The following is a 21,731-nucleotide window of genomic DNA, read 5'->3' as shown; positions in this document are numbered from 1 at the left end:
CAGTCCTCGCTTCAGTTAGGTTAGGCTGCGCTAACTTACAAGTCAGCTACATCTGGCCGCAACGGCCATTCTCGCGTGGAGGAAACAGTGAGGCATGGCTGGGAAGGCGTCGTACTCAAGCTGTTCCGCGGGAAGGACTTCACCTTCACGGTGACCGGCGCCGAACAGGTCACGGAACGCTACCGCCGGGTGCACTTCACCGACGGCGGGCTGCTCGAGGCGATCGGCGTACACCCGACCATGTGGGTGCGGCTGTGGTTCGACAACGCCGGCAAGCCGCACCAGCGCGCGTACACCCTGGTCGACCCGGACCCCGGCAAGGGCACGTTCAGCCTGGAGTTCGCGCTGCACGACGGGTGCGCGAGCGACTGGTCCCGCGAGGCCGAGCCGGGGGACACCATCGAGGCGACCGTGCAGGGGACGGGCTTCGAGGTGCCGGACCCGCTGCCGGAGCGGATGCTGGTGATCGGCGACCCGGCGTCGCTGCCGGCCATCAACTCGCTGCTCGCGGTCGCGCCGAAGCTGCCGGCGACGATCTGGTTCGAGACCACGGACGACGCCGACCACGAGTTGCCGTTCCGGATCGAGGACCATCACGACCTGCGCACGGTGCCGCGGCCGGAGCTGGTCGAGGGCGTGAAGGCGGAGCTCGCCAAGTTCGTCGGCGACAACCCGGCCGACGCGTTCGTCTGGATCGCGTGCGACACCGTGACCACCCGGACCCTGTCGTCGTACGTCCTGAAGGATCTCGCGGTGCCGAAGCACCGGGTGAAGGCGCTCGGGTACTGGCGGGCCGCCTGAGCAGTAGCCTGACGCGCGTGATCAGACCTCTCGACCTCAGCGACCGAGCGCTCGCCGAACGCGTGCTGGCGATCCAGCGCGCCGCGTACGCCGTCGAGGCCGAGCTGATCGGTTTCGACGGCATCCCGCCGCTCCAGGAGGACCTCGACGGCCTGATGGCGTCCACCGAGCACTGGCTCGGCCGGTACGACGGCGACGTCCTGGTCGGCGCGGTCGCCTACGAGTTCCCGGACCAGGACACGGTCGACATCTCCCGCCTGATCGTCGACCCGGCGCACGCCCGCCGCGGGCACGGGCGTGCGCTGCTGGATCACCTCGACCAGCTCGAGCCGCGACCGGTCAGCATCGTCTCGACCGGTACGGCGAACACCCCGGCGATCAACCTCTACAAGTCCCGCGGCTACCACGAGACCGCGCGGATCGAGATCGCGCCGGGGGTCACCGTGACGCAGTTCAGCCGGCGAGGCTGACGGCGGTCCAGCTCACCGCCGGGAGGGTGACGGTGAGCTTGCCGTCGTCCAGCTTGACGTCGGCCGGCTGCGGGACGACGCGGTCCGGGTGGTCGGCGGAGTTCGTCGCGAGCAGGTCGTCGTCGTGGATGATGACGGCCTCGGCGACCGTGCCGACGCCGGCACGGCTGACGTCGACGGTTACCTCGATCGGGCCCTCGGTGGACCGGTTGACCAGGAACACGGCCAGCTTGCCCTCGTCGTACGTCGCCACCGCGTCGACCGCCGTGATGTCGCCGTACTTGGCCGTGCTGATCGTCGGCGAGTCGGTCTCCAGCCGCAGCACCTGGCCGGCTGCGAGCCGGGAGGTGATCGCGAACGGGTGGAACGTCGGCTGCCGCCAGGCCGGGCCGCCGCGCTCGGTCATGATCGGCGCGATCACGTTCGCCAGCTGGGCCAGGCAGGCGACGCCGACCCGGTCGCTGTGCCGGAGCAGCGAGATCAGCAGGTTGCCGACCACGACGGCGTCGGTGACGTTGTACTCGTCCTCGATCCGCCGCGGCGCCACCTCCCACTGGTCGCCGGGGCCGTCGGTGCGGCGCGAGCGCTCGCCGTACCAGACGTTCCACTCGTCGAAGGAGATGTCGATCTTCTTCTTGCTCTTCTTCTCCGCGCCGACGGCGTCCGCGGTCGCGGTGACCGCGTCGATGAAGCGGTCCATGTTGACCGCCGAGCCGAGGAACGAGGCGGTGTCACCGTCGTCGTTGCCGTAGTACGCGTGGCAGGAGATGTACTCGACGAAGTCGTAGGTCTCCCGCAGGACCGTCTGCTCCCAGCTCCCGAAGGTCGGCATCGCCGACGAGGACGAGCCGCACGCGACCAGCTGCAGGTCGGGCTCGATCATCCGCATCGCCCGCGCGGTCTCGGCCGCGACCCGGCCGTACTCCTCGGCCGTCTTGTGCCCGATCTGCCAGGGCCCGTCCATCTCGTTGCCCAGGCACCACAACTTGATCCCGTACGGCGACGCGCCGTGCTGCTCGCGGAGGTCGGACAGCGCCGTGCCGCCCGGGTGGTTCGCGTACTCCTGCAGGTCGAGCGCCTCCTGCACCCCGCGGGTGCCGAGGTTGATCGCCATCATCGGCTCGACGCCGGCCTTGGCGCACCAGCGGATGAACTCGTCCAGGCCGAACTCGTTCGTCTCGACGCTGTGCCAGGCCAGGTCGAGGCGGCGCGGGCGGCCCTCCCGCGGGCCGACGCCGTCCTCCCAGCGGTAGCCGGAGACGAAGTTGCCGCCGGGGTAGCGGACCACCGACACCCCGAGCTCCCGGGTCAGCTCGAGGACGTCCTTGCGGAACCCGTCCTCGTCGGCGGTGGCGTGACCCGGCTCGTAGATACCGGTGTAGACACAACGACCCATATGCTCGACGAACGCGCCGAAGGTACGGCGGTTCACCGGCGCGATCGTGAACGCTGGGTCGAGGGTGATGTTGGCAGCGGGCACCAGGTTGCTCCTGTCGTGATGGATGGTGATCTATCCCTTGATGCCCGCGTCGCCGACCCCGCGGACCACGTGGCGCTGGAACAGGGCGAAGACGATGAGCAGCGGGAGTCCGCCCAGCACGGCCGAGGCCATGATCTGGGCGTAGCGCAGGCCGTACGAGCCCTGCACGTTGGCGAGACCGACCGGGATCGTCATCATCGACGGGTCGGTGGTCACGATGAACGGCCAGAGGAAGTTGTTCCAGGCGCCGATGAAGGTGAAGATGCCGACGGCCACGAGAATCGGCCGCGACATCGGCACCATCACGCTCCAGACGATCCGCCACCGGGTCGCGCCGTCCACCCGGGCGGCGTCCTCGTAATCGCGGGAGATGCCGTCGAAGAACTTCTTCAGCACGAACACCATCACCGGCGCGACCACCTGCGGCAGCACGATGCCCCAGTAGGTGTCGACCAGGCCGAGGCCGGTCATCTCCTGGAACAGCGGCACGATCAGCACCTGCGGCGGGACCAGGATGCCCGCGATGATCAGGCCGAACAGCACCCGCCGGCCGGGGAAGCTGGTCCGCGAGAACCCGTACGCCGCCAGCACCGAGACCAGCAGGGTCAGCGCCGTCACCAGGACGGCCACGATGCTGCTGTTCATGAACCAGCGCAGCAGGTCGCCCTGGTCGACGACGCTCCGGTACGCGTCCATGGTCGGATCCTGCGGCAGCCAGGTGATCGGTGACCTGGTGGTCTCCGGCTCCGGCTTGAGCGACGTGTCCAGCGCCCACAGCAACGGCACCAGCCAGACCACGGCGAGCAGCACCGCGCCGACGATGGTCGCCACCTTCGGGAAGGTCCAGGTGGTCCTCATGCGCCGGCCTCCTTCCGGCCGGAGAACAGCTTGAACTGCGCGATCGCGACGACCACGATGATCGCGAAGAACATGTAGGAGATCGCCGACGCGTAGCCGATCCGGTAGTTGGTGAAGCCGTTCTGGTAGATGTACTGGATGATCGGCCGGGTCGCGTAGTTCGGCCCGCCGTTCGTCATCAGGTAGATCTGGTCGAAGATCTTCAGCGACGCCACCAGCTGCAGTACGACGATCAGCCCGGTGGTCCGGCTCAGCAGCGGCAGCGTGATCCGGAACAACTGCTGCCGACCGTTCGCGCCGTCGATCGCGGCCGCCTCGTACACCTGGGCCGGAATCCCTTGCAGGGCGGCCAGGTAGAGCAGGAAGTTGAAGCCGACCGTCCACCAGACGGTCGTGATCACCACGGCCAGCATGGCCCGGTTCTCGGTGTTCAGCCAGTCGATCTCGGCGAACCCGCCGGCCGTCAGCAGACCGTTCACCAGGCCGAACCCGGGCTGGTAGATCCAGACCCAGATCAGGGTCACGACGGTCGCGGGCAGCACGAACGGAGCGAAGTACGAGAATCGCAGCAGCCAGCCGAGCAGGCCGCGGCGGTTGGCGAGCAGGGCCATGACGAGCGCGATGACCACCAACGGCGGAGTACTCATCGCGGTGAAGACGAGGGTGTTCTTCAGCGACGACCAGACAGCCGGGTCGCCGAACATCTCCCGCCAGTTCTGCAGGCCCAGGAACTCCTGCTGGACACCGGCCAGGCTGGTGTTGAAGAAGCTGTTCCACAGTCCGGAGATCGTCGGCCAGATCAGGAAGGCCGCGAACAGCAGCAGGAACGGCGCGACGAAGAACAGTCCCGCCCAGCGTTCCTTCCACGGCTGCCCGGTCTCCGGTTTCGCCGTCGTGGACGGCGTACCAGGGGTGGTGACTCGAGGTGGTGTCTGCACAGCCATCGTGGTGACCTCCTGTCAGACCGGGGACGGGGTGTCGAGCAGCGTCTGAGTCGCTGCCTTGAACTGTGCGAGCGCAGCCTTCGGCGTCGCCTGGCCGGAGAACACCCCGCTGAACGCGGCGCCGGCTTCGTTCTGCAACTGCGCGCCTGAGCCGCTGAACCACGCGTCCGGGTCGAACAGCACGTCCGGCGCAACACTGCGGTACTCCGCCTGCGGGTCGAGGCTCAGGTACTTCTCGCTCTTCACCACCGGCTGGTACGCCGGGATGTGCCCGCCCGCGGCCCAGTCCGCGCTGTGCTTGAGCATCCAGGCGATGTACTCGACCGTCGCCTTGGTGTCGTCCGCGCTCCGGTTCGACTGGTGCGGCAGCACGAACGTGTGCGCGTCACCGGCATACTTCGGCACGTCGTACACGACCGGGAACGGCGCCATGCTGAACGGCATCTTCGCGGTCTGGTACGTCGTCACCTCCCACTCCCCGTTGAAACTCAGGCCGACGTCGCCGCTGGTGAACTGGGCCACCAGGGCCGGGTAGTTCGCCGAGCGCGGGACGAGACCGTCGGCGGCGAGTTTCGCCATCAGCTCCAGGGCTTCGAGCGCCTTCGCGTCGTCGATGATCAGCTCGGTGCCGTCCTCGGTGAAGAACTCGCCCTCGAGCTGGCCGTAGAGCGTCCACCACATCCGCCACGGGTTCGTGGTCTCGATCGAGGCGCCGTACTTGCCGGTGGTCTCCTTGGCCGCCCGGATCATGTCCACGAACGCGTCCACGCCCTTGACCGGCTTGATCTTGCCGTCCGGTCCGAGCAGTCCGGCCTTCTGGCAGATGTCGGTGTTGTAGTAGAGGACGAACGGGTGCTGGTCCAGCGGTACGGCGTACAGCTGCCCGTCCACGACGCAGCGGTTCCAGGTCGCGGGCAGGAAGTCCTCCTCGTGGATCCCGGCGTCGTTCAGCAGCTCGACCGGGATCGGGTCGAGCATCGTGCTCGGGCTGAACCCCTTCAACCGGGACAGGTGCAGGGTGGCGATCTCGGGCGCCCGGCCGCCGGCCGCGGACATCGCGAGCTTGGTGTAGAACGGCGGGCCCCAGGCCAGGGTGTGCGCCTCGAACCGGACGTCCGGGTGCTCGGCGACGTACTGCTGGTGGATCTGCAGCAGGCGGGCGCCGTCGCCGCCGCCGAACAGGTTCCACTCGCGGACCTTCGGTCTGGCGCCGAGCGTGCCGCAGCCGCTGAGCGCGAGCGCGCCGGCCAGTCCGCCAAGGACTGCCCGGCGCGAGAGGGGTGGGGTGTCAAGCATCTTCGTGTCCTCCTGGCGGTGGTGGAGCACGGCTTTTACATCGGTGTAGTACATCGGTGTAGAGATGATGCCGGGTGGTCCGCGGACGGTCAACCCTTCGGGGACGGTGGCTTTGCGTGACCGGTCAAGCCGGCCGTGGACTCGCGCACGTGCAGCTCGTACGGCGCCACGATCTCCTGGTGCTCGGAGTCGTCGCCGGCCATCCGGCGCACCAGCAGCTCGACCGCCTTCCGGGCGATCTCGGTCCGGCCCGGATCGACGGTGGTCAGCGTCGGGCTGGTGAACTTCGCCTCGTCGATGTTGTCGAAGCCGGCGACCGCCACGTCGTCCGGGATCCGGACACCGTGCGCGGCCAGCGCCCGGATCGCGCCGAGGGCCAGCGTGTCGTTCAGCGCGAACACGGCGTCGAACTTGCCCTGGCCGGCCAGCAGCTCCTCCATCGCGTCGGCTCCGCTCGAGCGGCGCCACTTCCCGCCCGACACGGCCAGATCCTCCGGCACGGGGACGCCGTACTCCGCCAGGGTCTCGGCGTAGGTGCCGTACCGGATGGCGGCGGTGCCGACCTGCTCGCCGGGGCGGATGCCGATCACGGCGATCCGGCGCCGGCCCTGGTCGAGGAGGTGCCGGACGACGGCTCTGGTGCCCTCGACGTTGTCGATCATCACGTGGTCGGCCGGGCCGTGGAAGATCCGCTCGCCGAGCAGCACCATCGGTGTCGAGGTCCGCAGCGCGTCGACGTCCTCCGGGCCCAGGCCGAGCGGGCTGTAGAGCAGGCCGTCGACCAGGTGGCCGCGCGGGCGGGCGAGCGCGGTCAGCTCGCGCTCGCGGCTGGCGCCGGTGGTCTCGATCATCACGGTCAGGCCGTGCTCGCCGGCGGCCGCGATCGCGGCGTCGGCCAGCTCGGCGAAGTACGGGTTGCTCAGCTCCGGGACGGCCAGGCCGATGATGCCGGTCCGGCCGGACTTGAGGTTCCGGGCCGAGATGTTCATCTGGTAGCCGAGGGCATCGATCGAGGCGAGCACCTTGGTCCGGGTCTCCTCGCGGATGTACGGGTACCCGTTCATCACGTTCGAGACCGTCTTCGGCGAGACCCCGGCATGCCGCGCCACGTCCCGCATCGTCACCGCCACGGCATCACCCCCTCGTCACCCGGTCCTGGTTCCCACACACCGTAATGCACGCGGCCGACACGCTCAGGCTGGCGCGAACATATGAGCAAGTCATATGACTGAATCATGTCTGAGTCGAACGTCTGGGCCGCCTGGACCCTGCGCAGTCACGATGCGTTGTCGGCAGCAGTCGCGGCGGCCGCGCCTCCGGGGGTCGCTCTGCGTGACCTCGCGGCACTGACCTTGATCGCCAGCCACGACGGCTGCTCGGCCGACTGGTTGTGGAGCCGGATCGGCCTCACCCAGTCCGGCACCGTCCGCCTGATCGACCGCCTGGAGCGACTCGGGTACGTCGATCGCGCCCGAAGCGGCCGGGTTCTGGAGCTCAGCCTGACCGCGGCCGGCGCCGACCTGCTGGCGAGCTGGAACTCCGCCCGGGATCAGGCTCGGCATGAAGTGCTCGACGGGTTGACGCCGGCCGAGCGGCGCCGGTTCAACGACCTCCTCGCCACCGCGCTCCGGCGAACCGCTCGCGCACGCACCGAAGCCGACTCCACCTGCCGCCTCTGCAACTGGCCGATCTGCACCGAATGCCCAGTCGACGAATCGGTTGGCGCGTCGCCATGACCCGACGCCCGCTCATCAGCCTCGCGAGTGCGTGGACGCTCGCTTCGACGGCTGACAGCTTCCTGTTGTTCGTGCTGCTCTGGATCGCTGAGCCCCAGGGGTGGTCCGGTGCGCAGACTGCGCTGCTGATCGTCGCGATCCGGCTGCCTACGGTCGTCGGCGGTGTGCTGGGCGGTCGTGCCGTGGATCGGTTCGGGCCGGTGCAGATGCTGTTGCTCGACGTCGTCGTACGGGCTGTGCTGATGGGCGCACTCGTGGTTGTTGGTTGGCGGCAGCAGTTCGCGCTCTGGGTCGTGCTGGGGTTGTGTGCGGTGGCTGGTGCGACCACTCCGCTCAGCTATGCGGCGGCGCGGACGTTGGTGCCGCGGCTGGTTGACGACGACCTGTTGCCACGGGCGAATGCCCTGCTGGGGTTGGGGGATCAGTTGCCGATGCTGCTGGGGGCGGCGTTGGCGGGCCCCGCGCTCGCACTGCTGGGTCCGGGGCGGGCGTTCCTCGTGCCGCTGGTGATGTTGATCGGCGTTGCCGCGATCGCCGTACGGCTGCCTCGTCGTACTGGGGTGCCTCGCCGGGCTGAGGCGCGGGCCGGTTGGGTGTCGGGGCGGGTGATCGGGCTGATCGGGTTGTCGGTGGCGTACTACTTCACCTACGGGCCCTTCGACTCCGTGCTGCCCCACTTCACGCGGGAGCAGTTGGGCAGCGGGGTTGGTGGTTACACGCTGCTGTGGGTCCTGTTCGGTGCAGCCGCGCTGGCGACGTTGCCGTTCGCCCCTTGGCTGGCCGACCGGCGGCCCGGGGTGGTGAATGCGGGCGGCGCGCTCGTGTGGGGGCTCGTCACGCTCCCGATCGTCCTCACCGACAGCCTGCCTGCCGCGGCGGCGATCTTCCTGGTGTCGGGTGCGGTGTGGGGGCCGTACTCCGCGATCGAGGCGACGGCGTTGCAGCGCTGGGCCGATCCGGCGAGTCACGGCGCGATGTTCGGCACGCAGCGTGCGCTGCTGTCGATCGCCTTCCCGCTGGGTGCCGCGGTGGGCGCGGTGGCGGTCGACCACGTGTCGCCGGCGGCGATCCTCGCGGTGTCCGCACTGAGTTGCGCCACCGCGGGAGCGGTGGCGATGGTGCCGCTGCGGCGCGGTTAGGCGCCGTACGGCGGGCGGTACAGCGGAGTGAGCTTGATGCCGGCCTGGAGGGCCTTGCTCAGGATGGCCGACTCCGGGCGGCCGAGGCGGAGGCTGATCACCGAGGGTGGAAGGTTGTCGGCGGCCAGTTCCTTCAACTTACGCAGTTCCTTTGTCGTCCAAGGTTCCGCAGCGTTGCGGATGGACTGTGGCAGTCCCATCGTCCTCACATCTCTTCAGCGGTTCTGCCACCCCTGTGCCCGATCTCCATCGTTTGAAAATCAGCGGTCCGCCGGGGGCCGTCGGCGCCAAGTCGCATCGGTGAGGGATGGCGGCCGCCAGGCGCCGTCCGGCTGGTAGAGGTCGGTGCCCGGTGGCACGATCTCGTCGATGCGGTCCAGGGTGGCGTCGTCCAGCGTCAGGTCGGCGCTCTTCAGCAGACCGTCCAGGTGCTCCATCGTGCGCGGGCCGCTGATCACCGACGTCACCGCGGGATGCGTGGTGACGAACGCCAGCGCCAGCTCGGGCAGCGTACAACCGATGCCCTCGGCAACCTCGATCAGCTGCTCGACCGCGTCGAACTTCGCCGCGTTCCCGGGGATCGACGGATCGAACCGGAACGGCGTCAGCGCCGCACGCCCGGTGCTCAGGTCGACCGGCTGGTCCTTGCGCACCTTGCCGGACAGGAACCCGGACGCCAGCGGGCTCCAAGTCAGCACGCCCATCCCCAGCCGCTTGGCGGTCGGCAGCAGCGACCGCTCGATGCCACGCGCGATCAGCGAGTACGGCGGTTGCTCGGTCCGGAACTTCCCGTACCCACGCCGTTCCGCCACATGGTAGGCGTTCACGATGTCCTCGGCCGGGAACGTCGAGCACCCGAACGCGCGGATCTTCCCCTGGCTGACCAGGTCGGTCAGCACCCAGAGCGTCTCCTCGATGTCCGTGCTGTAGTCCGGGCGGTGGATCTGGTACAGGTCGATCCAGTCGGTGTCGAGCCGGCGCAGGCTGTTCTCCACCCCCTGGACGATCCACCGCCTCGAGTTCCCACTCCGGTTCCGTGACCCGTCCTCGAGCGGGAAGTGCACCTTCGTCGCCAGCACGACGTCGTCCCGGCGGCCCTTGAGCGCCTTGCCGACGATCTGCTCGGACTCGCCGCGGGAGTACATGTCGGCAGTGTCGACGAAGTTGATGCCCTGGTCGAGGGCGGCGTGGATGATGCGGACACAGTCCGCGTGGTCGGGGTTGCCGACCGCGCCGAACATCATCGTCCCGAGGCAGTGCGCACTGACCTCGATCCCGGTCCCACCCAGCGTGCGATAACGCATCTACTCTGCTCCTAGCTCCCGGATCTGGTGTCTCGAACGCTAGAAGCTAGAGCGCTGTCTAGGTCAAGCCGCCCGTACTGTGGGGACGTGGACTTCGCAGAGTTGTGGGACCCGGAGCCCGGTTGGCTGAACACGGCGTCGTACGGCTTGCCGCCGCGGGTCGCGTGGGAGGCGTTGCAGGCTGCGCTGGCCGACTGGCGGGTCGGCGCGACGAGCTGGGAGCCGTGGGACGAGTCGACGACCCGGTCCCGGGAGTCGTTCGCCCGGCTGGTCGGAGCCGACCCGGCCGACGTGTTCGTGGGCAGCACGGTCTCCGCTGCGATGGCGCCGATCGCGGCCGCGTTGCCGGACGGCGCCAAGGTGCTGACCGACGACGTGGAGTTCACGTCGAACGTCTTCCCGTGGAAGGTGCACGAGGACCGCGGCGTCGAGTTGATCGCCGTACCGGGTGATCAGCTGGTGGCGGCGATCCGGCCCGGGATCGACCTGGTCGCGGTGAGCGCGGTGCAGTCGTCGACCGGCGCCGTCCTCGACCTCGCCGCGGTTGTTGCTGCCAGCAAGGAAGCTGGCGCGCTGCTGGTGATCGACGCGAGCCAGGCGCTCGGCTGGCTGCCGCTGACCGTGGACGGCGTCGACGCGCTCGTCGCGCACACCTACAAGTGGCTGATGTCGCCTCGTGGGGCCACGCTCGGTTACCTCTCGCCGCGGCTCCAGGAGCGGTGCCGCCCGTCGGCCGCCGGATGGTACGCCGGCCGGACGGTGCACGGCTCGTACTACGGAGCCGAGATGGATCTCGCTCCGGGCGCACGGAGGTTCGACCAGTCGCCGGCGTGGTTCAGTTTCGTCGGTGCGGCGCCCGCACTCGAGCTGATCGAGCAGATCGGCGTCGAGACGATCCATCGCCACAACCTCGAGCTGGCCAACGAGTTCCGCGCCGGGCTCGGCCTGCCGCCGTCCGGCTCGGCCATCGTCAGTACCGACCTCGCCGGCGCCCAGGAGGCGTTCGAGGCGGCCGGGATCCGGGCGGCCGTCCGGGGCGGGAAGCTGCGGGCGTCGTTCCACATCTACACGACGACGGCCGACGTACATCAGGCCCTCACGGCGCTCAAACCGCTGCTGTAAAAACAGCTAGAGGGTGGTCTAGGTCCGGGTTAGGGTGCCGCGTATGAGCACGGGACTGAGCATCGGACAGGTTGCGGAACGGACCGGGCTGAGCGTGCACGCCCTCCGGTTCTACGAGCGCGAGGGCCTGCTCGCGGATCCGGTACGGCGGGAGTCGAACGGCCGGCGCGTCTACACCGAGGACGACGTCGAGTGGCTCGGCATGTGCATCAAGTTCCGCTCGTCCGGGATGCCGCTGGACACCATCCGCAAGTACACCGACCTGGTCCGCCAGGGACCGGGCAACGAGCAGGACCGGCTCGCCCTGCTGCGCAGCCACCAGGAACACGTCACCGCGCAGATCCAGGAGCTCACCGACTGCCTGAGCGTCATCACCCACAAGGTCGACGTCTACAGCCGCCACCTGGCCGCCGGCACCGCCGACTGCCTGTGGGTGGCGCCGTCCAGCAGCACCGACTCCGCCGCGTCCTAGTCCACCGTGATGCGGTCGGGGTGGGCGTAGACGTTCATCGTGCCGTTGCGGATGAAGCCGGCCAGGGTGAGGCCGGACTCGTGCGCGAGGTCGACGGCGAGCGACGACGGGGCCGAGACGGCGCCCAGGACGGGGATGCCGGCCATGACCGCCTTCTGGGCGAGCTCGAACGACGTACGGCCGGAGACGATCAGGATGCAGGCGCGGGCCGGGATGTGACCGGCGAGGACGGCCCAGCCGATCACCTTGTCGACGGCGTTGTGGCGGCCGACATCCTCGCGTACGACGAGGAGCTCGCCGGTGGCCGTGAACAGGCCGGCCGCGTGCAGACCGCCGGTGCGGTCGAACACCTGCTGCCGCTCGCGGAGTGCGTCGGGCAAGTCCTTCAGCACGTCGTACGGCACGCGCACCTGGTCGTCGGCCGGGGAGTGGCGGGTCTTCAGGCGTACCGCGTCCAGCGACGCCTTGCCGCAGACGCCGCAGGACGAGGTGGTGTAGAAGTTGCGCTCGACGCCGGTCACTGGTGGCGGGACGCCGGGCGCGAGGCGCACGTCGAGGACGTTGTAGGTGTTGCGGCCTGCGTCGTCGACCGAATCGCAGTACCGGGCGTCGCGGATGTCGTCGGAGCTGCCGATCACGCCCTCGGTGTGCAGGAAGCCGTGCGCCAACTCGACGTCGTGGCCGGGGGTTCGCATGGTGACCGCGAGGGGCTTGCCGTCGACGCGGAGCTCCAGTGGTTCCTCGACGGCGATCGAGTCCGGGCGACTGCGGTCGCCCGCCGGGCCAAGTCGCAGTACCGGACGACGTGCGATCAGACGGCCCATGGTCGCGCTCCTGGATCGAGTGGCAGCAATCGCGCGGCGATCGCCTCGGCCGGGCCGGGGTCGACCACGGCGAGCGCGTCAGCTGCGGCGACGCCGCGCAGCATCGCGGACCCACCATGCCCGAGCGGTACGGCGCCTTGTGCGGTGACGCGGACGGGGACGAGCCGGGTACTGCGGGGGTGGCATGGCAGCCCGCCTGGTACTGGGGCGACCAGCAACGTTGGGAGGGGGAGACCCCGCATGCGGAGGATCGCGGCGACGCCCAAGGTGAGGAAGGCGGTCAGGGCGGCGAACGGGTTGCCGGGTAGGCCGACGATCAGGCGGCCGTCGGCGAGGCGTGCGAGGGCCTGCGGGTGACCGGGGCGGCAGGCGACGCCGTCGATGATCAGCTCGGCGCCTAGCGCGGACAGTGCTGGTCGTAGGTGGTCTGCTGGTCCGGATGCCGATGAGCCGGACACGAGGATGAGCTCGGCGTCGGTGGACCGGAGGGTGTCGATGAGCGCCGTACGGTCGTCGGGTAGGTGGGTGACGGGGGAGGCTTGGGCGCCGGCCCGGGTGATCAGGCCGGGGAGCATTGGGCCGATGGCGTCGCGTACGCGGCCTGGTCCGGACGCGCCTCGGTGCACCAGCTCGTCGCCGGTGACGATGGCTGCGACACGTGGTTGTGGGATGACCGTCAGGCGGTTGAGGCCCACTGACGCGGCCACGCCGAGCACTGCCGGGTCCACAACTACGCCGGCGGGCAGCAACATCTCGCCCGCTTGGCACTCCTCGCCCGCCCGCCTGATGTGCTGGCCGGGCTCATCCGGCCCGTGCACCAACTCACCGACCCGAAGCGCGTCCTCATCCCGCACCACCGAGGTCGCACCGCTCGGAACCGCGGCCCCGGTCGTGATACTGCACGCCTCCCCGTCCCTCAGCCCCGTGGCCGCTGTGGAGCTGACTCCCACATGCCCCACAATCCGCCACGGCCCCACACCACACACCGCAAACCCATCCATAGCCGCCCGATCCACCGGCGGCACCGCACCAGGCGCCACCAACGGAGTAGCCAACACACAACCCTCAGCCTCACCCAACCCCCGAGACACCGCCGCCCCCGGCACCCCAGCCGAATGCGCCAACTCCCGCGCCACATCCCACGGCAACACAGCTACAGCATGCCGCCGCACCCGAAGGCCAAGGCCTTCAGGATGAGCCCGCTGGCTGCCGATCCCCACTTCCGAGGCGTTCCCCGGTTCCCGGGTGTTGTCAGGTTGTGTCACTTGGTTGCCAGTTGTTGGGCTGCCAGGGCTGCTACTGGGTCCAGGTCTTCGGCTCCTGCTGCTACGTGGGCGATCAACGCCTTTTTCATGCGGGGGTCCCAGGCGGCTTTCATGTGGTTGGCGATGGCCGTGGCGGCGTCTGCTGGAGGGCGGTGGGCGAACTGGACGGCGATCTCGTTCGCCAGCCGGACGTACGGCGGGAGGGTGCTGGTCATCTGGCGCCGACCGCCTCGCGCTCGGCGGTGGTGGTGGCCGGCTGGGTCAGCAGGTCGACCTGGACGGCGGTCACCTTGTACTCGGGGCAGTTCGTCGCCCAGTCCGAGTTGTCGGTGGTGACCACGTTCGCTCCGCTCACCGGGTGGTGGAACGTCGTGTAGCAGACCCCGACCGGCATCCGGTCGGACAGCTTCGCGTGCAGCGTCGTCCGGCCGACCCGGCTCGACAGCGCGACCGTGTCGCCGTCCTCGATGCCCCGGACCTCGGCGTCGTGCGGATGCAGTTCGAGGATGTCCTCGGGATGCCAGGCGACGTTCGCCGTCCGGCGGGTCTGGGCGCCGACGTTGTACTGCGACAGGATCCGCCCGGTGGTGAGGATCAGCGGGAACTTCCGGGTCGACCGCTCGCTGGTCGGCACGTACACGGTCTCCATGAACCTGCCCTTGCCCCGGGTGAACTCGTCCTCGTGCATGATCGGCGTCCCGTCCGGGTGCTCGAGGTTGCACGGCCACTGGATCGAGCCCATCGTGTCCAGCTTCTCGAACGACACCCCCATGAACGTCGGGGTGGTCAGCGCGATCTCGTCCATGATCTGGCTCGCTGAATCGTAGTGCATCGGGTAACCCATCTGCTGGGCGATCTCACAGACGATCTCCCACTCCTGCTTCCCGGTCTTCGGCGCCATGACCGGCCGCACCCGGTTGATCCGGCGCTCCGCGTTCGTGAACGTGCCGTCCTTCTCCAGGAACGACGTACCGGGCAGCAGCACGTGCGCGAACTTCGCCGTCTCGTTGACGAACAGGTCCTGTACGACGAGCAGGTCGAGCGCACCGAGGGCCGCGAACACGTGCTGCGTATTGGGGTCGGACTGCGCGATGTCCTCACCCTGCACGAACAGCGCCTTGAACGATCCGTCGATCGCGGCGTCGAACATGTTCGGGATCCGCAGACCGGGCTCGTTCAGTAGCGGCGTGCCCCACAGCTGCTCGTACACCTCGCGTACGCCGTCGTCGGACACGTGCCGGTATCCCGGCAGCTCGTGCGGGAACGAACCCATGTCGCAGGAACCCTGCACGTTGTTCTGGCCGCGCAGCGGGTTCACGCCGACGCCGCGCCGGCCGATGTTGCCGGTGGACATCGCGAGGTTCGCCATGCCCATCACCATGGTCGAGCCCTGGCTGTGCTCGGTGACGCCGAGACCGTAGTAGATCGCCGCGTTGCCGCCGGTCGCGTACAACCGGGCCGCCGCGCGGATCTCTTCGGCCGGTACGCCGGTGATGTCGGCGACCGCCTCCGGGCTGTGCTCGGGCTGGGCGATGAACGACTCCCAGGTCTCGAAGTCCTCACACCGATTGTCGACAAAAGAACGATCGACAAGGCCCTCGGTGACCACGACGTGCGCGAAGGCGTTGATGATCGCGACGTTGGTGCCGGGCGCCAGCTGCAGGTGGTGGGCGGCCTCGATGTGCGGCGAGCGGACCAGGTCGATCCGGCGCGGGTCGACGACGATCAGCTTGGCGCCCTGGCGGAGCCGCTTCTTCATCCGGGACGCGAACACCGGGTGCCCGTCGGTCGGGTTGGCGCCGATCACCAGGATCACGTCGGCCTCCGCGACCGACTTGAAGTCCTGGGTGCCGGCCGACTCGCCGAAGGTCTGCTTCAGGCCGTACCCGGTCGGCGAGTGGCAGACCCTGGCGCAGGTGTCCACGTTGTTGTTGCCGAACACCGCGCGGACCATCTTCTGGACGGCGTACACCTCTTCGTTGGTCGTCCGCGACGAGGTGATCGCGCCGATCGAGCCCTGTCCGTGCTCGGCCTGGAGCTCGCGCAGCCGGCGGGCGGTGAAGCTGATCGCCTCGTCCCAGGAGACCTTCCGCCACTCGTCCGCGGTGGTGTCGCGCACCATCGGCTCGAGCACCCGATCCGGGTGGCTGGCGTACCCGAAGGCGAACCGGCCCTTCACGCACGAGTGGCCCTCGTTCGCGCCGCCGTTCTTGTACGGCACCATCCGGACCAGCTCGTCACCGCGGAGCTCGGCCTTGAACGAGCAGCCGACACCGCAGTACGCACAGGTCGTGACGACCGACCGCGTCGGCATGCCGAGCTCGACGACCGACTTCTCCTGCAGCGTCGCGGTCGGGCAAGCCTGCACGCACGCGCCACACGACACACAGTCCGACTCGAAGAACGAGACGCCCGCACCCGCCGCGACCTTGGAGTCGAATCCGCGGCCCTCGATGGTCAGTGCAAGAGTTCCTTGTACTTCGTCACACGCCCGGACGCACCGTGAACACGCGATGCACTTGGACGCGTCGAAGTCGAAGTACGGGTTGGAGGTGTCGGTCGGCAGGTCCAGGTGGTTGGCGCCGGCCTCGACACCGGATCCGTACCGGACCTCGCGAAGACCGGTGACGCCGGCCATGTCCTGCAGCTCGCAGTCGCCGTTGGCGGAGCAGGTCAGGCAGTCGAGCGGGTGGTCGGAGATGTACAGCTCCATCACGCCGCGACGCAGTTTGCCGAGCCGCTCGTTCTGGGTCCGGACCACCATGCCGTCGGCGACGGGCGTCGTACAGGAGGCCGGCGTGCCGCGCACGCCGTCGATCTCCACGACGCACAGCCGGCAGGACCCGAACGCCTCGAGACTGTCGGTCGCGCACAACTTCGGGATGTCCAGGCCGGCCTCCTTGGCCGCGCGCATCACCGACGTACCCGGTGGAACGGCGACGGTCACCCCGTCGACGGTCAGGTTGATCGTGGCTGCGCCGTCGCGGGCGGGAGTGCCGTAGTCGGGTTCCTTGAGCAGGGTCATGCCTGGAAGTCCTCTCCGAAGTGGCGGACAGCGCTGCGGACGGGCATGGGGGTCAGCCCGCCCATCGCGCAGAGGGAGCCGTCGGTCATCAACTCGCACAGGTCGTCGAGCAGCACGAGGTTCTTCTTGCGGTCGTCACCGGCGACGATCCGGTCGATCGTCTCGACGCCGCGGACCGCGCCGACCCGGCAGGGCGTGCACTTGCCGCACGACTCGGCGGCGCAGAACTCGAACGCGAACCGGGCCATCGCGGCCATGTCCACGCTCTCGTCGAACACCACGATCCCGCCGTGCCCGACCATCGCGCCGGCGGCCGCGAACGCCTCGTAGTCCATCGGCAGGTCGAACTGCTCGACCGGGAGGTACGCGCCGAGCGGGCCGCCCACCTGGACGGCCCGCACCGGGCGTCCCGACGACGTGCCGCCGCCGAAGTCGTTCACCAGTTCGCCGAGCGTGATCCCGAAGGCAGTCTCGACGATGCCGCCGCGGGCGACGTTGCCGCCGAGCTGGAAGACGCTGGTGCCGAGCGAGCGGCCCATCCCGTACGACGCGTAGGCCTCGGCGCCATGCGCCAGGATCGTCGGGACCGTTGCCAGCGACAACACGTTGTTCACCACGGTCGGACGGCCGAAAAGTCCTTCCAGCGCGGGGATCGGCGGCTTCGCCCGGACCGTGCCGCGCTTGCCCTCGAGACTCTCCAGCATCGAGGTCTCTTCACCGCAGATGTACGCGCCGGCGCCGACGCGCACGTGCAGATCGAACGTCAGTCCCGAGCTCAGGATGTTCGCACCGAGCCAGCCTTCGCTCCGGGCGATCTCGATGGCAGCCTTCAGCGTCGCGACCGCGTCCGGGTACTCCGAGCGCAGGTAGACGTAGCCCTCGGTCGCGCCGACCGCGTACGCCGCGATCGTCATCCCCTCGATCAGCGTGAACGGGTCGCCCTCGATCAGCATCCGGTCCGCGAACGTGCCGGAGTCACCCTCGTCCGCGTTGCAGCAGACGAACTTCAGGTCCGATTCCGCGCCGAGCACGGTCCGCCACTTGATCCCGGTCGGGAATCCGGCGCCGCCGCGACCGCGCAGGCCGGAGTCGACCACGGTCTCGACCACCTCGGCCGGGGTCATCGAGAGTGCTTGCCTCAGGCCCGCATTTCCGCCGTACGACGTGTGGTCGCCGGTGGAGAGTGGATCGATCACCCCGACGCGGGCGAACGTGAGCCGCTGCTGCCGCTTCATCCACGGGAGCTCCTCGACCAGGCCGAGGTACGCGCCGATGTCGCGGACCTCGCCGCGCAGCATCCCGGCCGCGACCAGTCCGTCCACGTCCTCGGGTGCGACGGGTCCGTAGCCGACACGGCCCTCGGGGGTCTCGATCTCGACCATCGGCTCCAGCCACAGCATGCCGCGGGAGCCGGTCCGGACGACCTCGGCGCCGCCGATTGCGGTGATCCGCTCGGCGACCTCGTCGGCGCCGACCGACCGCGCGGCGGAGTCCTTGGGGACGTACACCTTGGTCATCGGGCCTCCCCGAGGATCGCGTCGAGCCGGGCTGGCGTGACCCGTCCGTGCAGCTTGCCGCCGACCTGGACCGCCGGGCCGAGTGCGCAGTTGCCGAAGCAGAACACCTCATCCAGCGTCAGCTGCCCGTCCGCCGTCGTCTCACCGAACCCACAGCCGGTACTGCGTTTCGCGTGCTCGGCCAGCGCAACCGCGCCGACCGACCGGCACGCCTCCGCCTGGCAGATCGCCACGGTCGTGCGTCCGGCCGCCGTACGACGGAAGTCCTTGTAGAACGTGACGACGCCGTGGACCTCGGCCACGGCGATGTTCAGGACGTCGGCGACGACCGGGACGTCGCCCTGGTCGACGTACTCGAGCTCCTCCTGGATCGCGTGCAGGATCGGGATCAGCGCCCCGCGGAGCCCACGTAGTTCGGTGGCTATCTCGCGCACTCGCTGGGCACGCCCGGGAACCGGGACGGGGGCGGCGGCCACGACCTCACTCGTCATGTATACAACATTCCGTCGCCCGACCCGCAGGGTCAAAGCAATGCTGCCTATGAGCTGATAGACGCCGGCTATCAAACCGGCTTGGCGGTCGCCTCGCGTGGCTGGAGGCCGTGCAGGACGGTGTCGACAAGTGTGTCGACGTACTCCGGTGTCAGGGGGCCGGTGTGTTGCAGCCAGCGGTTGAGGATCGGGCCGAAGATCAGGTCGACGGCGACGTCGAGGTCGGCGTCCTTGGAGATCTGACCGGCTTGCTGGGCCGCGCGCAGGCGGTTCTTCTTCACTTCCCGCATGGGTCCGTCGAGGCGCTCGTGGTAGTCGGCGGCCAGCGCGGGGTCGTGCACGATCTCCGTGTGCAGGGCGCGCATCGTCTGCCGGTAGCGGGGGTTCTCCAGGTCTTCGATGGTGGCGTTCAGGACCAACTTGAGGTCGGCTGCCAGGTCGCCGGTGTCCGGTAGCGCGGCCATCTCGCCATCCGCGGTCCCGGCCAGGGTGAGGAAGGCGTCGAACAGGAGTGCGCCCTTCGACGGCCACCAGCGGTAGATCGTCTGCTTGCCGACGCCGGCGGTGGAGGCGATGGTCTCGATCGCGACCTTGGGGTAGCCGATGTCGGCGACCAGGTCCAAGGCGGTGCTGAGGATCGCCTGGCGCGACGTCTCGTTGCGGCGACTCGGGTTGGGCATGCGACTACCTTACCCCTTGGTGAGACGAGACGGTCCGTCTTGACAACCGCATCGAGCGTCGGGCACGCTTCTTGCCACGAGACGGAACGGACCGTCTCGTCTCACGAAGGGATCCGAGATGGAAACCACTGGTCAGACGGCCTCCGGTGCGGTCGAGGCTCGGGTCTGGTTCATCACCGGAGCAAGCCGCGGACTCGGTCGTGCCTTCACCGAGGCGGCTCTCGCTGCCGGCGACCGGGTAGTCGGCGTCTCCCGTGACACCTCGCCGCTCGGTGATCTCGTCGCGCAGCATCCGGGTCGGTTGGTTCCGCTGTCGGTCGACGTGACCGATCGGTCGGCCGTGTTCGACGTGGTCGCGGAGGCGGTCCGGCAGTTCGGCCGGCTCGACATCGTCGTGAACAATGCCGGCGCGCTGTACGCCGGGATGGTCGAGGAGTTCTCCGAGGCGCAGGCGCGCGCCCAGTTCGACCTCAACTTCTTCGGCGCGCTCTGGGTCAGCCAGGCGGTGATGCCGCAGCTGCGAGCGCAGGGCAGCGGGCACATCGTGCAGATCTCCAGCATCGGCGGCCTCGGTGGCTTCCCCAGCACCGGCCTCTACAGCGCCAGCAAGTTCGCCCTCGAAGGCATGAGCGAAGCCCTGGCCGCCGAGGCCGCCACGTTCGGCGTCAAACTCACCATCGTCCAACCTGGCGGCTACTGGACCGACCTCTACGCCAACACCACGGCCGCGACCTCGAACCCGGTCTACGATCCGCTCCGCGCCGAGCTCGAGAAGCAATGGGCCGAGGGCTCAGTCGACAGCGAGCCCCGCCTGGCCGCGGAAGCCCTGCTGAAACTCGTCGCCAGCGACACCCCACCCCTCCGCCTCCTGCTCGGCAGCATGGTCTACGACCTGGCCTTCGACATCTCCCGCCAACGCATGACCACCTGGTCCGCCTGGGAAGACGTCAGCCGCGCCGCCGAGAAGGCAGTCCCAGCCCCAACCTCTGTAACTGGCTAACTCGTACTAACCAGTTACAATCGACGGTATGAGTGAGGCGTTGCGGCGGTGGGTTGAGGGGTGGCGGTTGTGCCGGGGGTTGGAGGTGGTGAGTGAGGACCGGGACGCGTTGAGGGTTGTGCTGGGGTTACCGGGGCGCGAGCGGGAACTGTTCGCGTTGACGGATGCGCCGGTGGTGGTGGATCGGCTGGTGGGGCTGGCGGGTGCCGGGGTTTGGTTGACCGTGACCACTCAGGACGGGGACGGCGTGGCTCGACGGCTGGCGGCGGGTGGGTTGGAGGTGTTTGCGGAGCAGAAGGTGCTGATGTCGGTGGGGCTGCGGGAGCACCCGAGGCCGGTGACTGCCGCGTACGAGGTGGAGGTGCGGTCGGAGGGGCCGCTGGAGTACGTGCGAATCCTGGCGTCGGATGGTTCGGTCGCGGCGCGCGGGATGGCGGCCGTGGTCGGGCGGGACGCGGTGATGCACGACATTCAGACCGAGCCGGAGCATCGGCGGCGAGGGCTGGGGAGTGTGGTGATGCGCGCGTTGAGCCGGCGGGCGGTGGAGCGTGGCGCCGAGACAGGCCTGCTGATGGCGACGGTGGAAGGCGTCCACCTGTACCGCAAGCTCGGATGGGTGCCCGAAGCAACCATGGTTACCGCGAAGGGACCACTCCCCGGCCGGCGGGGCGAGGAGTCAGGCGGTGCGGGCTCGGTGGGCGGCGACCTTGGTGCGGTTCTGGCAGGCGGTTGAGCAGAAGCGCTGGGTGCGGTTGCGGGTCGAGTCGAGGAAGAGGTCCTCGCAGCGGATTGCCTCGCAGCGGCGCAGGCGGTGGATGTCGTTGCTGCCGAGGAGGGTTGCCGTCGCGGTGGCGAACTCCGCGATCCAGCCTGTCGCTGAGTCCGGATCACCGAAGTGCAGGTGCCAGGGCGCGTCCTCGTGCCGGGTCAGCTGCGGCGCCGCCTTCGTCGACTTGAGCAACTCGTTCACCACCTGGACCGCCTCGTCGATCCGACCCTCGGGTAGGTATCCGAGCGCGTCGTACAGCCGCCGCCCACCCAGCGACCAGTGGGAGACCTGGATGTCGACCGGTTGATTGGTGGTCAGGCGCAGTACGGCGTCCACCGCAGCCTCGTCGGGTTCGGCAGCCGGGCGGCCTTGGCGCCAGGCGGATCCGAAGGTGTTGGCCAGCGCGATCGCCGCCAGCAGCGACGCTTTCAGGTGATCCGTGGCCTCCACACCTCCAGTATCCCCGGGAAAGTTCGCCGGGCGGGCAGATTTCATTCATCTGGAGGAGCCGGGTCATACCACGGTCGTAGCCAGGGGT

The 21,731-nt window shown here is 69.0% G+C and carries 23 protein-coding genes; 8 read left to right on the top strand and 15 right to left on the bottom strand.

Translation table 11 applies throughout. From position 1 onward, the window contains the following. The first annotated feature begins 87 nt into the window (after positions 1–87). Positions 88–801 carry a siderophore-interacting protein gene (locus ACWCOV_RS10420; RefSeq protein WP_449828952.1) on the top strand — a complete coding sequence of 238 codons (714 nt, stop codon included), beginning with the start codon at positions 88–90 and terminating at the stop codon, positions 799–801. 17 nt (positions 802–818) lie between these two features. After that, on the top strand, positions 819–1,271 hold the full coding sequence (locus ACWCOV_RS10415) for a GNAT family N-acetyltransferase (RefSeq protein ID WP_449828951.1): 453 nt from the start codon (positions 819–821) through the stop codon (positions 1,269–1,271). Here ACWCOV_RS10415 and arfA read toward each other — a convergent pair. The 5 genes from arfA to ACWCOV_RS10390 all read right to left on the bottom strand — a co-directional run bounded on the left by arfA (position 1,255) and on the right by ACWCOV_RS10390 (position 6,979). Further along, on the bottom strand, positions 1,255–2,751 hold the full coding sequence (gene arfA, locus ACWCOV_RS10410) for an arabinosylfuranosidase ArfA (protein ID WP_449828950.1): 1,497 nt from the start codon (positions 2,749–2,751) through the stop codon (positions 1,255–1,257). The genes ACWCOV_RS10415 and arfA overlap by 17 nt on opposite strands. Before the next feature lie 30 nt (positions 2,752–2,781). Then, positions 2,782–3,609 carry a carbohydrate ABC transporter permease gene (locus ACWCOV_RS10405; protein WP_449828949.1) on the bottom strand — a complete coding sequence of 276 codons (828 nt, stop codon included), beginning with the start codon at positions 3,607–3,609 and terminating at the stop codon, positions 2,782–2,784. Further along, complete coding sequence (locus tag ACWCOV_RS10400) at positions 3,606–4,553, bottom strand: carbohydrate ABC transporter permease (protein ID WP_449828948.1); 948 nt, start codon at positions 4,551–4,553, stop codon at positions 3,606–3,608. Before ACWCOV_RS10400 ends, ACWCOV_RS10405 begins: the two co-directional genes overlap by 4 nt. Positions 4,554–4,568: 15 nt before the next feature. Beyond that, positions 4,569–5,849 carry an extracellular solute-binding protein gene (locus ACWCOV_RS10395; protein ID WP_449828947.1) on the bottom strand — a complete coding sequence of 427 codons (1,281 nt, stop codon included), beginning with the start codon at positions 5,847–5,849 and terminating at the stop codon, positions 4,569–4,571. An 89-nt stretch (positions 5,850–5,938) separates the two neighbouring features. Next, positions 5,939–6,979: a LacI family DNA-binding transcriptional regulator gene (locus tag ACWCOV_RS10390; RefSeq protein ID WP_449828946.1), complete on the bottom strand. Its 1,041-nt coding sequence runs from the start codon at positions 6,977–6,979 to the stop codon at positions 5,939–5,941. Between the two features lie 105 nt (positions 6,980–7,084). On the opposite strand from ACWCOV_RS10390, the gene ACWCOV_RS10385 reads away from it, so the two are divergent. Then, positions 7,085–7,585: a MarR family winged helix-turn-helix transcriptional regulator gene (locus tag ACWCOV_RS10385; protein WP_449828945.1), complete on the top strand. Its 501-nt coding sequence runs from the start codon at positions 7,085–7,087 to the stop codon at positions 7,583–7,585. Next, on the top strand, positions 7,582–8,724 hold the full coding sequence (locus ACWCOV_RS10380; RefSeq protein WP_449828944.1) for an MFS transporter: 1,143 nt from the start codon (positions 7,582–7,584) through the stop codon (positions 8,722–8,724). Before ACWCOV_RS10385 ends, ACWCOV_RS10380 begins: the two co-directional genes overlap by 4 nt. Here the strand turns inward: ACWCOV_RS10380 and ACWCOV_RS10375 are convergent. Further along, positions 8,721–8,861: a hypothetical protein gene (locus tag ACWCOV_RS10375; RefSeq protein WP_449828943.1), complete on the bottom strand. Its 141-nt coding sequence runs from the start codon at positions 8,859–8,861 to the stop codon at positions 8,721–8,723. The two genes, ACWCOV_RS10380 and ACWCOV_RS10375, sit on opposite strands and share 4 nt — an antisense overlap. A gap of 123 nt (positions 8,862–8,984) precedes the next feature. Further along, a complete protein-coding gene (locus ACWCOV_RS10370) occupies positions 8,985–10,028 on the bottom strand; it encodes an aldo/keto reductase (RefSeq protein WP_449828942.1) in 1,044 nt (347 codons plus the stop codon). A gap of 87 nt (positions 10,029–10,115) precedes the next feature. Here ACWCOV_RS10370 and ACWCOV_RS10365 point away from each other — a divergent pair, with 87 nt between their 5' ends. Both ACWCOV_RS10365 and ACWCOV_RS10360 read left to right on the top strand, forming a co-directional pair. Continuing rightward, complete coding sequence (locus ACWCOV_RS10365; protein ID WP_449828941.1) at positions 10,116–11,150, top strand: aminotransferase class V-fold PLP-dependent enzyme; 1,035 nt, start codon at positions 10,116–10,118, stop codon at positions 11,148–11,150. Positions 11,151–11,193: 43 nt separating this feature from the next. Further along, on the top strand, positions 11,194–11,622 hold the full coding sequence (locus ACWCOV_RS10360; protein WP_449828940.1) for a MerR family transcriptional regulator: 429 nt from the start codon (positions 11,194–11,196) through the stop codon (positions 11,620–11,622). Here ACWCOV_RS10360 and fdhD read toward each other — a convergent pair. From fdhD to ACWCOV_RS10325, 7 genes are all read right to left on the bottom strand, one after another. Further along, positions 11,619–12,446, bottom strand: a complete 828-nt coding sequence (gene fdhD, locus ACWCOV_RS10355) for a formate dehydrogenase accessory sulfurtransferase FdhD (RefSeq protein WP_449828939.1) — start codon at positions 12,444–12,446, stop codon at positions 11,619–11,621. The genes ACWCOV_RS10360 and fdhD overlap by 4 nt on opposite strands. Next, positions 12,434–13,537 carry a molybdopterin molybdotransferase MoeA gene (locus tag ACWCOV_RS10350; RefSeq protein WP_449828938.1) on the bottom strand — a complete coding sequence of 368 codons (1,104 nt, stop codon included), beginning with the start codon at positions 13,535–13,537 and terminating at the stop codon, positions 12,434–12,436. The genes fdhD and ACWCOV_RS10350 overlap by 13 nt, the downstream gene beginning before the upstream one ends. Before the next feature lie 170 nt (positions 13,538–13,707). Further along, the gene (locus tag ACWCOV_RS10345; protein WP_449828937.1) at positions 13,708–13,926 is read right to left on the bottom strand and encodes a formate dehydrogenase subunit delta; all 219 of its coding nucleotides are present in this window, start codon (positions 13,924–13,926) and stop codon (positions 13,708–13,710) included. Next, positions 13,923–16,736 carry a formate dehydrogenase subunit alpha gene (gene fdhF / locus ACWCOV_RS10340; RefSeq protein ID WP_449828936.1) on the bottom strand — a complete coding sequence of 938 codons (2,814 nt, stop codon included), beginning with the start codon at positions 16,734–16,736 and terminating at the stop codon, positions 13,923–13,925. Before fdhF ends, ACWCOV_RS10345 begins: the two co-directional genes overlap by 4 nt. Then, complete coding sequence (locus tag ACWCOV_RS10335; protein ID WP_449828935.1) at positions 16,733–18,253, bottom strand: formate dehydrogenase beta subunit; 1,521 nt, start codon at positions 18,251–18,253, stop codon at positions 16,733–16,735. The genes fdhF and ACWCOV_RS10335 overlap by 4 nt, the downstream gene beginning before the upstream one ends. Beyond that, entirely contained in the window at positions 18,250–18,744 is a 495-nt protein-coding gene (locus ACWCOV_RS10330; RefSeq protein WP_449828934.1) for an NAD(P)H-dependent oxidoreductase subunit E, read from the bottom strand. The genes ACWCOV_RS10335 and ACWCOV_RS10330 overlap by 4 nt, the downstream gene beginning before the upstream one ends. A gap of 71 nt (positions 18,745–18,815) precedes the next feature. Beyond that, positions 18,816–19,424 (bottom strand): TetR/AcrR family transcriptional regulator, encoded by a 609-nt coding sequence (locus ACWCOV_RS10325; protein ID WP_449828933.1) that lies wholly within the window; start codon positions 19,422–19,424, stop codon positions 18,816–18,818. A gap of 118 nt (positions 19,425–19,542) precedes the next feature. Here ACWCOV_RS10325 and ACWCOV_RS10320 point away from each other — a divergent pair, with 118 nt between their 5' ends. Both ACWCOV_RS10320 and ACWCOV_RS10315 read left to right on the top strand, forming a co-directional pair. Beyond that, the gene (locus ACWCOV_RS10320) at positions 19,543–20,424 is read left to right on the top strand and encodes an SDR family oxidoreductase (RefSeq protein WP_449828932.1); all 882 of its coding nucleotides are present in this window, start codon (positions 19,543–19,545) and stop codon (positions 20,422–20,424) included. Positions 20,425–20,452: 28 nt separating this feature from the next. Further along, complete coding sequence (locus ACWCOV_RS10315; protein ID WP_449828931.1) at positions 20,453–21,157, top strand: GNAT family N-acetyltransferase; 705 nt, start codon at positions 20,453–20,455, stop codon at positions 21,155–21,157. Here ACWCOV_RS10315 and ACWCOV_RS10310 read toward each other — a convergent pair. Continuing rightward, positions 21,101–21,643: a CGNR zinc finger domain-containing protein gene (locus ACWCOV_RS10310; protein ID WP_449828930.1), complete on the bottom strand. Its 543-nt coding sequence runs from the start codon at positions 21,641–21,643 to the stop codon at positions 21,101–21,103. The two genes, ACWCOV_RS10315 and ACWCOV_RS10310, sit on opposite strands and share 57 nt — an antisense overlap. Positions 21,644–21,731 lie beyond the last annotated feature (88 nt).

The sequence above is a fragment of the Kribbella sp. NPDC002412 genome (genome assembly GCF_053592935.1).
Note: the sequence above shows the minus strand (reverse complement) of the source record. Positions and strands in the feature narration are given on the sequence as shown.

What these genes read in the sequence shown, in the direction of transcription:
- ACWCOV_RS10405 (WP_449828949.1), bottom strand. Translation starts at nt 3,609, where the DNA reads ATGAGGACCACCTGGACCTTCCCGAAGGTGGCGACCATCGTCGGCGCG.
- ACWCOV_RS10400 (WP_449828948.1), bottom strand. Translation starts at nt 4,553, where the DNA reads ATGGCTGTGCAGACACCACCTCGAGTCACCACCCCTGGTACGCCGTCC.
- ACWCOV_RS10395 (WP_449828947.1), bottom strand. Translation starts at nt 5,849, where the DNA reads ATGCTTGACACCCCACCCCTCTCGCGCCGGGCAGTCCTTGGCGGACTG.
- ACWCOV_RS10385 (WP_449828945.1), top strand. Translation starts at nt 7,085, where the DNA reads ATGTCTGAGTCGAACGTCTGGGCCGCCTGGACCCTGCGCAGTCACGAT.
- ACWCOV_RS10380 (WP_449828944.1), top strand. Translation starts at nt 7,582, where the DNA reads ATGACCCGACGCCCGCTCATCAGCCTCGCGAGTGCGTGGACGCTCGCT.
- ACWCOV_RS10370 (WP_449828942.1), bottom strand. Translation starts at nt 10,028, where the DNA reads ATGCGTTATCGCACGCTGGGTGGGACCGGGATCGAGGTCAGTGCGCAC.
- ACWCOV_RS10360 (WP_449828940.1), top strand. Translation starts at nt 11,194, where the DNA reads ATGAGCACGGGACTGAGCATCGGACAGGTTGCGGAACGGACCGGGCTG.
- fdhD (WP_449828939.1), bottom strand. Translation starts at nt 12,446, where the DNA reads ATGGGCCGTCTGATCGCACGTCGTCCGGTACTGCGACTTGGCCCGGCG.
- ACWCOV_RS10345 (WP_449828937.1), bottom strand. Translation starts at nt 13,926, where the DNA reads ATGACCAGCACCCTCCCGCCGTACGTCCGGCTGGCGAACGAGATCGCC.
- fdhF (WP_449828936.1), bottom strand. Translation starts at nt 16,736, where the DNA reads ATGACCCTGCTCAAGGAACCCGACTACGGCACTCCCGCCCGCGACGGC.
- ACWCOV_RS10335 (WP_449828935.1), bottom strand. Translation starts at nt 18,253, where the DNA reads ATGACCAAGGTGTACGTCCCCAAGGACTCCGCCGCGCGGTCGGTCGGC.
- ACWCOV_RS10330 (WP_449828934.1), bottom strand. Translation starts at nt 18,744, where the DNA reads ATGACGAGTGAGGTCGTGGCCGCCGCCCCCGTCCCGGTTCCCGGGCGT.
- ACWCOV_RS10325 (WP_449828933.1), bottom strand. Translation starts at nt 19,424, where the DNA reads ATGCCCAACCCGAGTCGCCGCAACGAGACGTCGCGCCAGGCGATCCTC.
- ACWCOV_RS10320 (WP_449828932.1), top strand. Translation starts at nt 19,543, where the DNA reads ATGGAAACCACTGGTCAGACGGCCTCCGGTGCGGTCGAGGCTCGGGTC.
- ACWCOV_RS10315 (WP_449828931.1), top strand. Translation starts at nt 20,453, where the DNA reads ATGAGTGAGGCGTTGCGGCGGTGGGTTGAGGGGTGGCGGTTGTGCCGG.